The sequence below is a fragment of the Jatrophihabitans sp. genome (genome assembly GCF_051960575.1).
GTDB lineage: Bacteria > Actinomycetota > Actinomycetes > Mycobacteriales > Jatrophihabitantaceae > JBQCEE01.
In genome coordinates this window covers 1-7,483 of the sequence record NZ_JBQCEE010000061.1, presented here as the reverse complement: position 1 = coordinate 7,483, position 7,483 = coordinate 1, and the positions used below count along the sequence as shown (strand labels likewise).

The 7,483-nt window shown below is 71.9% G+C and carries 6 protein-coding genes and 1 pseudogene; all 7 read right to left on the bottom strand.

Going from position 1 to position 7,483, the window contains the following annotated elements; translation table 11 throughout:
* On the bottom strand, positions 1-754 hold a 754-nt coding region (locus ACTHMS_RS02945; protein ID WP_440305181.1), incomplete at its 3' end, for a radical SAM protein.
* 61 nt (positions 755-815) lie between these two features.
* Entirely contained in the window at positions 816-2,897 is a 2,082-nt protein-coding gene (locus ACTHMS_RS02940) for a PKD domain-containing protein (RefSeq protein ID WP_440305182.1), read from the bottom strand.
* A pseudogene (locus ACTHMS_RS02935) lies at positions 2,874-3,722 on the bottom strand (alkaline phosphatase family protein); the annotation flags it as partial. The gene ACTHMS_RS02940 and the pseudogene ACTHMS_RS02935, both read right to left, overlap by 24 nt.
* Before the next feature lie 80 nt (positions 3,723-3,802).
* Entirely contained in the window at positions 3,803-4,918 is a 1,116-nt protein-coding gene (gene nagA, locus ACTHMS_RS02930) for an N-acetylglucosamine-6-phosphate deacetylase (RefSeq protein WP_440305180.1), read from the bottom strand.
* On the bottom strand, positions 4,915-5,829 hold the full coding sequence (locus tag ACTHMS_RS02925) for an ROK family protein (RefSeq protein ID WP_440305179.1): 915 nt from the start codon (positions 5,827-5,829) through the stop codon (positions 4,915-4,917). The genes nagA and ACTHMS_RS02925 overlap by 4 nt, the downstream gene beginning before the upstream one ends.
* On the bottom strand, positions 5,826-6,773 hold the full coding sequence (locus tag ACTHMS_RS02920; RefSeq protein ID WP_440305178.1) for a carbohydrate ABC transporter permease: 948 nt from the start codon (positions 6,771-6,773) through the stop codon (positions 5,826-5,828). The genes ACTHMS_RS02925 and ACTHMS_RS02920 overlap by 4 nt, the downstream gene beginning before the upstream one ends.
* Positions 6,770-7,483 (bottom strand): carbohydrate ABC transporter permease (locus ACTHMS_RS02915; protein ID WP_440305177.1); only part of this gene is annotated, 714 nt, incomplete at its 5' end. The genes ACTHMS_RS02915 and ACTHMS_RS02920, both read right to left, overlap by 4 nt.

Sequence of the window (7,483 nt, the reverse complement as noted above, 5' to 3'; positions counted from 1 at the left end):
GCGGGATGAAGACGACGAAGCCGCCGGTCTCGTCCTGCAGCTCGCGCAGGCGCAGCACGTGGTCGACGCGGTGCCGCGGCTCCTCGATGTGGCCGTAGAGCATGGTCGCCGGCGTGCGCAGGCCCTTACGGTGCGCGAGGCGGTGGATGCGCGACCAGTCCTCCCAGTGCGTCCTGTGGTCGACGATCTGCTTGCGCACGTCCCAGTCGAAGATCTCGGCACCGCCGCCGGTGAGCGACTCGAGGCCGGCCTCGATGAGCTCGTCGAGGATCGCGTCGGCGGTGAGGCCCGAGATCTCCTCGAAGAAGTGGATCTCGGTGGCGGTGAACGCCTTGAGCGCCACCCCTGGCAGCGCCGCCTTGAGCTCGCGCAGCACGCGCGGGTAGTACTTCCACGGCAGCGTCGGGTGCAGGCCGTTGACGATGTGCAGCTCGGTGAGGCCGTCGTCCTTCATCGCCAGCGCCTTCTCGACGGCCTCCTCGACGCGCATCGTGTACGCGTCCTTCTGGCCGGGCTTGCGCTGGAAGCTGCAGTAGGCGCAGGACGCGGTGCAGACGTTGGTCAGGTTGAGGTGCCGGTTGACGTTGAAGTAGGTGACGTCACCGTTCTTCGCCGTCCGGACGCCGTGGGCCAGCCCGCCGAGCCAGGCCAGGTCGTCAGAGGCGTACAGGTCCTCGCCGTCCTGCTGCGTCAGCCGCTCGCCGGCGGCCACCTTCGCGGTCAGTTCGTCCTTGCGCTGCTGCGTCCACGCCATACCGCCAATGTACGTGTCGGTCCGCGGCGGACGCCGCGCCCACAGGTTCGGGAGCGACCGGTCACGCGCCCGTCGGACGGGCGGAGATCGGTCCGAACGACACCGACATCGGCGCGTTCGTGATGGCGCGGCTGAGGTAGGCGATCATGCCGACGGCCCCCGGCGATTGGAGCGCGGCGGTCGAGTCGGTCGCCGACACGGTCCAGGTCGACGGCTCGGCCCCGCTCGCCGCCCAGGCCCGGGCGCGGACGGTCGTCGTCCCGGTACCGACCACCTGCAGGTGCACGCCGATGCGCTGACCGGCGGCGTAGGTGATGCCGGGCAGCACGACGACCGGCGAGATCGTCGTCTCCGTCCCGCCGACCACGCGGATGAGGAAGAGCGAGACGGTCCGGTTGGCGTTGACCAGCAGTTTGGCCGAGTACTCGTTGCCGCTGCTGACCCGACGTCCCTCGATCGTCACGTAGACCGGGCCGCCGGTGGGCAGGGCGGTGACCGCGAAGGAGGTCTGCAGGTCCGTGTCGGTGCGGGCCGCCGACGGCAGCCAGCCGCTCACCTGGTTGCCGGGGTTGGGCAGTCGCGCCGTCGCCGTCCCGTTCGAGACGGAGAACCAGCTGGGCGTGCCGGCGATCGACCAGGTTCCGCCCACGTCCGCCTGACCCAGGCCGCTCGCCACCGTCCGGGCGAAGTTGTCGATCACGAAGGACGGGTCGGCCGCGGTCACCGTGACCGCCTGCGTGACGGTGCCGGTCTGACCGTCCTCGTCGGCGACCGTGAGCGTGATCGGGTACGTGCCCGCCGCCGCGTAGGTGTGCGCGGTGGTCGCCCCGGTCCCGCTCGTGCTGTCACCGAAGTCCCACGTCCAGGACTGGACGCCCTCGTCGTCGGAGGACGTCGTCCCGTCGACGGTGCAGGTCAGCGACGCGCACGAGACCGTGAACGCGGCGGTCGGCGGTTGGTTGACCGGCGGCGGGGTCGGGGTCACCGAGTGGGTGGCCACACCGGTCGCCCCCTGCCCGTCGGTGACGGTGAGCGTGACGGTGTACGTCCCGGCGACGGCGTACGCGTGCGCGACGGTCGCACCGGTGCCGGTGGCACCGTCCCCGAAGTCCCACGCCCAGCCGGCGACGGTGCCGTCGGGATCGGTCGACGCGCGGCCGTCGAACGAGCAGCTGAGCTGCGCGCACGACGCGGTGAACGACGCCGACGGCGGTTGGTTCGCCGCCGTCGTCGGTTGTCCGACAAACCTGCGCAGCGTCACCGTCACCGGGGCGTTGGTCGCCGCGCTGGACAGGTAGGCGACGATGCCCACCGTGCCGGGCTGCTGCAGCGCGGCCGTGGTGTCGGCGGCGGTGAGCGACCAGGTGCCCGGCTCCGGATCGGTGTCGGCCCAGGCGCGGGCGCGCAGCTGGGTCGGCGCGGTGCCGGTCACCTGCACCCGGAGGTCGAGTACGGCGCCGGCCGAGTAGGTGAGGGTCCCGACGCGGACGGGCCCGGCGACCGTGGTCTCGGCGCCGCCGACGAGCCGGACGATCCGGAGCGTCACGGTGCGATCAGGGTTGATCAGCGCCTTGGCCGCGTACTCGTTGCCCGAGCCGACCCGCCGGCCGTCGAGCGTCACGTACAGCGGCCCGCCGTTCGGCGCCGGGCCGGCCGAGAGCTGGGCGCTGACGTCGGCGTCGGTGCGGCTCACGCCCGGCAGGGTCGCGGCCAGCTGGGCCGAGGCCTTCGCCAGGACCAGCGAGGCCGACCCGGGTGTGACGGAGTAATTGCTGCCCGAGCCCGAGGTCGACCAGTTCCCGCCGATGTCCGCCTGGCCGAGCCCGCCGGTGACCGTCCGGTTGAAGGAGTCCAGGGCGAACGGCTGCGTCGACCCCACGAGCAGCACCTGTTTCGCCGACGCCGTGGCGCCGAGGTCGTCGGTCACGGTGAGGGTGGCCGTGTACTGGCCGGCGGCGTAGGTGTGCGTGGTGGTGACGCCGGTCCCGGTCGCGCCGTCCCCGAAGTCCCACGCGTAGCCGGTGATGGTGCCGTCCGGGTCGGCGGAACCACCGGCGTCGAAGGAGCAGGTCAGCGTCGGGCAGCTGACCGTGAACGACGCGGTCGGCGGACGGTTGCCGCCCCAGATGTCGGTGATCGGCACGGCGGTGGCGCTGTTGCCGAGCAACGGCAGGCCGAAGGCCTCCTCGATGGTGCGCAGCAGGTTGTAGTGGTTGATGGTCTCCCCGTACTGGCCCGGGACGACCGGCTGGCCGGTGATGACCGTCGAGATGTGGTTGGCCGACGAGCCGTCGTCCTCGTCGAAGGTCAGCACCAGCAGGCTGTTGTGCGTCTGGGCCCACTGGACGTAGCCGCCGAGGTTCGCCTGCAGCCAGGCATCGCCCTGTGCCACCGACCCGTCGTGCATGTCGTTGTTCAGGTTGGGGATGACGAACGAGACGTCGGGCAGCGTGGAGTAGTCGGACGGGAACGCCGTGAAGGGCTGGTTCGCCGAGTCGGGGATCGCGGGGAAGTCGACCCACGGGTTGTGCTTGCGGGCGTACGGTCCGCTGGCGCACCCCGCCCACCCGACGCTCGGCAGGCTCTCGGAGTAGCCGACGAAGGTGCGCCCGGCGGCGAGCAGGCGGTCGCCCAGGCTCGGCGTCGAGTAGCTGTGCGGGCAACTGTCGTCGGTGAGGCCCTGCGTCGATCCCGAGAACAGGGCGAGGTAGTTCGGCTCGCTCGGATGCGTTTCGCCGTAGGCCGCGGTGAAGTTCGCGCCGCTGCTGGCCAGCGAGGTGATGTACGGCGCCGCCGGGTCACCAACGATCTGCGACGAGGCGCGGTTCTCCTCGACCACCACCACGACGTGATCGGGCCGGGGCACGACGGGCGTCGCTGCGGCGGCCACCCCCGACGGCTCCGCGACCTGCACGACGGCAGCGACCAGGACCGCAGCCCCGAGCGCGGCGAAGGATCGATGGCGCATGACGGCCCCCCCCGGAACGATGCGCCTCACCGTAATGCCGTCATGCACACCCGACCAGGGCCTCTGGCCGTGTTCGGTCCTCAACCAGGTCGCTGGCTGCGTCCGCGCTGCACGACCAGCTGCACGTCGAAGGCATCGTCGAGGTGGACGAGGTCGGCGGGCAGTCCTGGCGCGATGGCGCCGAACCCGCCGCCGAGCAGCCCGGCCGCGTTGGTCGACGCCGCCCGCACCGCCGCCTCGACCGGCAGCCGCACGTCGACGACGGCGCGACGGAAGGCGACGTCCATGGTCAGCGTGCTGCCCGCGAGTCGCTGCGTGCCCTGCAGCAGCGCCCGGCCGGCGCGGACCTCGACGGTGCGGTCGCCGAGCGAGTAGGTGCCGTCACCGACACCGGTCGCGCTCATGGCGTCGGTGACGAGCACGACGCGGTCGGGACGCGGACCGGCGACCACGCGCGTCACCGCGTCGTGCACGTGCACACCGTCGTTCACGAGCTCGACCGCCCCGGCCGCATCGAGGGCGGCGATGGCGGCGCCCGGCGAGCGGTGCGTCACCGGCGCCATGCCGTTGAACAGGTGGGTGGTGAGCGTCGCGCCCGCCGCGTAGGCCGCCATCGCCTGTTCGTAGGACGCGTCGGTGTGCCCGACCGCCGCGATCACGCCCGCCTCGACCAGCTCGTGGACCAGGCCGACCGCCCCGGGCAACTCGGGCGCCACGGTCATCGTGCGCAGGCAGCCCTGGGCGGCATCGAGCAGCTTGCGCAGCACGAGCGGGTCGGGCATCAGCAGGTGGTGGTGGTTCTGCGCGCCGCACCGGGCCGTGGCGAGGAACGGCCCCTCGAGATGCGCGCCGCGCACCACGCCGGCCCGGGTCAGCTCGGCCACCCACGTCAGCTGCTCGCAGAGTTCGTCGACGGGTGCCGCCATGAGCGACACCAGCGTCGAGGTGGTGCCGCGGCCGCGGTGGAAGGCGACGGCCGCGGCCATGTCGTCCCGGCTGCGGGTGACGTCGTGCCCGCCGCCACCGTGCATGTGCAGGTCGACGAACCCGGGCACGAGCCAGCCGCCACCGAGGTCGGTGCCATCGGTCGCACCCTGCCCGACCCTGGTGATGACGCCGTCGTCGACGGCCACCCATCCGTCTTCCAGCACGCCGTCTGGGGTGACCACCCGCGCTCCGCGCAGCACGGTGCTCATGCCGCTCCCCCCACCCGATGATCTCGGGGAAACCCCGGCCCTGACCCGGGTTTTCCCGAGATCATCGCGGTGGAACGGGCGAGGATGGCGGCGCCGTGGACGCCGACCCGGGGGCCGAGCACGCCGAGCACGACGGGGGGCGCGGGGCGCCACGGCAGCGCGGACGCCAGCCGCGCCCTCACCGGCTCGAGCAGCCGCACACCCGCGTCGGCCAGGCCGCCGCCGAGCACGATCACGCCGGGGTCGAGCAGCGCGGTGGCCGTCGCGAGGGCGTCACCGAGGGCGGCCGTCGCGTCGTCCCAGACCGGTGCCGCACCGCCGGCGAGCAGCGTGGCCGCGTCCAGACCGGACCGTTGCACGATCGCGCGACCGGACGCGAGTGTCTCGAGGCAGCCGCGACCGCCGCACGTGCAGGGTTCGCCGTCGGGGCGCACGACGATGTGCCCGAGCTCCCCCGCCGCACCGCTCGCGCCGCGGCGCGGCTCGCCGTCGACCAGGTGCGCGGCCGCGATGCCGGTGCCGAGCGCGACGAAGAACAGGTCCGGACGCGGCCGGGCGGCGTGTTCGGCCCGCGCGGCCCAGGTGACGTCGTGCCCCGTGCCCACGGGCAGGGCCGTCTCGTCGGCGAGCACGGCACGCAGCGGCACGTCCGTCCAACCGAGGTTGACCGCGCGCCGCACGACACCGGACGCCTCGTCGACCGTCCCCGGCGTCACCACCCCGACGGCCGCTGTACCCGGCGAACGCAGTTCGGCGACGAGCTTCACGACCGCCCGCACGGCCTCGTCGCCCTGCGGCGTCGGGACGTCGAGCACCTGCAGCACCGTGCCGTCGGCTGCGACACGCGCGCCCTTGATCGTCGTGCCGCCGACGTCGACGGCGACCACGTCGCCGTCACCCGCGCCGGTCATCCCTTCACCGCCCCGGCCGTGAGCCCGGTCGAGATGCGGCTCTGGAACGCGGCGAACAGCAGCACGACCGGCAGCGCGGTGAGCGTCGCCGCGGCCATGAGACCGCCGTAGTCGGCACCGTGCGTCGGGCTCGACTGGAAGATCAGCAGGTAGACCATCGCGGTCTGCTTGTCGTTGTCGACGAGCAGCGTGTTGGCGAAGACGAACTCGTTCCAGGCGAGGATCCAGGCGTAGACGCCGGTGGCGATGAGCCCGGGCGCGACGAGCGGCAGGATCACCAGCCGGAACGTCTGCCAGCGCGTGCAGCCGTCGACCAGCGCGGCGTCGTCGAGCTCGCGCGGGATGTTGGCGATGAACGTGCGCAGCGTCCAGACCGTGTACGGCGTCGTGAACACCAGGTAGGACAGCACGACGCCGGGGATGGTGTTCTTCAGCTGGTACGAGTCGAGCAGCAGCGACAGCGGGATGGTCAGCGCGATGAGCGGGATCATCTGCACCAGCAGCACCGCGACGACGAAGACACGGCGCCCGGCGAACCGGAACCGCGCGATCGCCAGCGCGCCGAAGAAGCCGATCACGAGGCTGATCCCGACCGCACCGAGCGTGATGATCACGCTGTTGAGCAGGTCGTCGCGGAAGATCGGATCGCCGAGCACCTCGCGGAAGCCGCGCAGGGTCGGGTGGTGCGGCCAGAACTGCGGCACCAGCCGGTTGATGTCGGCGCCGGTCTTGAACGACGTGATGAGCATCCAGTAGATCGGGAAGCCGAACAGGACGGACAGCACCACCGCCAGGGCGTTCCAGCACCCGGTCGCAGCGCGCCGGCCGATCCGGCGCCGCCGCCGCACCTCGGTCGGTGGTGCCGGCGGCACCTGGGCCACCTCGTCCAGCACCGGCAGCGTGAGCGGTGCGGCACCGACCGGCGAGCTCGCGGGCGCGCTCATGCCTCGTCACCGATCGCGAGCAGCTGCCGGATGTACACGACGATCACCGCGAGCAGCCCGACCATCATGAGCACCCCGACGGTGGCCCCGACGTTGTAGTGGCTGCTGCCGACGCCGTTCGCGTACATGTAGATGCCAAGCGTCTGGTAGCCCGGCTCGGGGTGGCCGTTGCGCATGAACCAGATCTGGTTGAACACGCCGAAGTCCCAGATCACCGAGAGGGTGCCGAGGATCGCGAGCAACGGACGCAGGAACGGCAGCGTCACGTTGCGGAAGACCTGCCACGGGTTGGCGCCGTCGCACCGCGCGGCCTCGACGACCTCGTGCGGGATCTGCGTCATGCCGGCGTGCAGCGAGATGGCCAGCAGCGGGATCGCCCCCCAGACCACGACGAGGCTGACGACGGCGAGTCCCTGGTGCGGGTCGGCGAACCAGTCGTGGCCGTGCATGTGCACGCCGGGCAGTCGGTCGAGCAGGTAGTTGACGATGCCGTACTGGTTGTTGAACAACCACGCGAAGATCTGTGTCGAGACCGTCGAGGGCACCGCCCACACGAACAGCAGTACGGCGGTCAACATGATCCGTGCCCAGCGCGAGACCCGGTTGAGCAGCAGGGCGATGCCGAGTCCGAGCACCAGGCTGATCACGACGTTTGCCGCGGTGAAGAGCACCGTGCGGCGCAGCACGGTCCAGAACTCGCTGCTGGTGAG

Bases quoted from the DNA above. Each gene is read 5' to 3' on its own strand.
- ACTHMS_RS02925 (WP_440305179.1), bottom strand. From the start codon at position 5,829: ATGACCGGCGCGGGTGACGGCGACGTGGTCGCCGTCGACGTCGGCGGC.
- ACTHMS_RS02920 (WP_440305178.1), bottom strand. From the start codon at position 6,773: ATGAGCGCGCCCGCGAGCTCGCCGGTCGGTGCCGCACCGCTCACGCTG.
- nagA (WP_440305180.1), bottom strand. From the start codon at position 4,918: ATGAGCACCGTGCTGCGCGGAGCGCGGGTGGTCACCCCAGACGGCGTG.